Source organism: Streptomyces sp. NPDC048172 (genome assembly GCF_043202595.1).
Taxonomy (GTDB): Bacteria; Actinomycetota; Actinomycetes; order Streptomycetales; family Streptomycetaceae; genus Streptomyces.
On the sequence record NZ_JBIDAT010000024.1, the window covers coordinates 1 to 1,405 of the forward strand.

General features: G+C 69.7%; 2 protein-coding genes. One reads left to right on the forward strand and one right to left on the reverse strand.

Going from position 1 to position 1,405, the window contains the following annotated elements:
• A partial coding sequence (locus tag ACGF3A_RS43970) for an integrase core domain-containing protein (protein ID WP_393737041.1) occupies positions 1-310 on the forward strand: 310 nt, incomplete at its 5' end.
• On the opposite strand, the gene ACGF3A_RS43975 is transcribed toward ACGF3A_RS43970, so the two are convergent.
• A protein-coding gene (locus ACGF3A_RS43975; RefSeq protein ID WP_393737043.1) for an IS5 family transposase occupies positions 307-1,244 on the reverse strand; the annotation gives its coding sequence in 2 pieces (ribosomal slippage) (positions 307-864 and positions 867-1,244; 936 coding nt in all). The genes ACGF3A_RS43970 and ACGF3A_RS43975 overlap by 4 nt on opposite strands.
• Positions 1,245-1,405 lie beyond the last annotated feature (161 nt).

A 1,405-nucleotide genomic window follows, 5' to 3' on the forward strand; every position in this document is an offset into this window, starting at 1 on the left:
CGTACTGACCGACAACGCCTGGGCCTACACCAAGAACACCTGGCGCGAGACCTGCGACGACCTGGGCATCAGCCCTCGCTGGACACGCCCCTGGCGGCCCCAGACCAACGGCAAGGTCGAACGCTTCCACCGCACCCTGCTGGAGGAATGGGCCTACCAGCGGCCCTACACCTCGGACACCGAACGCCAGGCAGCCTTCCCCGACTGGCTCGACTGGCTCGACTGGTACAACTACCACCGACCCCACACCGGAATCAGCGGCCACACCCCAGCAAGCCGCGTCACCAACCTCCCCGAACAACACACCTAGGCCGTCTCTGACGGCTCTTGGGTGGTGTCGCGGAGCCAGATGACGATGGCGGTGACGGTCAGGGTGCCGTTGAACAGGTAGGCGCGTTTGTCGTAGCGGGTGGCCACGGCCCGGAACTGCTTCCACTTGCTCACGCACCGCTCGACCGCGCTGCGGCGCCGGTATTGCGTCTTGTCGAAGGCCGGTGGGCGCCCGCCGGCCCGTCCTTTGCGTCGGCGGTTGGCCCGCTGGTCGTCGGGCTCGGCGATGGTGGCCTTGATGCCCCGACGTCGCAGGTGGGCGCGGTTGTCGCGGCTGGAGTATGCCTTGTCGCCACGCACCCGGTCCGGGCGACCTCGTGGGCGGCCGGGCCCACGCCGGGCAATGCGCAGGCCCTCCAGCACCGGCACGAGCATGGGGCTGTCGCCGCGCTGGCCCGGCGAGGTCAGCCAGGTCAGCGGGCGGGCCCGGTCATCCGCCAGCAGATGGACCTTGGTGGTCACCCCGCCCCGGGAGCGCCCCAGCGCCTCCCGCCCATCGGCCTCCACACGCGCCCCGCGCCCTTTTGAGGGAAGTCACCCGGCGGCCGGTGCCGGGCCCCGGCCGCATGCTGATGGGCCCGGCAGGAGGTGGAGTCGATGTTCACGGCCCACTCCCGCTCCAACTCCTCGGCCAGGGCACCGTCGGGATCAGCAGCGTCGGCCTCGATCTGCAACTCGGCCAGGATCCGCTGCCACGTGCCGTCCGCCGACCAGCGACGGTGCCGTTCATAGACCGTCTGCCAGGGCCCGTACCGCTCGGGCAGATCCGGCCAGGGAACCCCGGTACGAGCCCGGAACAACACGCCGTTGATCACCGTCCGGTGATCCGACCACTGCCCACCGGGCCTCCCGTTGACCGGAAGCAACGGCGCGATCTTCTCCCACTGCGCGTCCGTCAGCTCATGCCGTCGCACCATGACGCACGCCTGCCCGCCCCCGGGCATGATCCAACCCGACCACCAAGAGCCATCAGAAACGGCCTAGTACTGCAACGGCGTTTGAGGTGACGGGGCGGTAGTCCTATGGGCTGTGGCCTCGTCGTTTGTAGTGGCTGTGGCGGGCTTGGTGCTGGCGT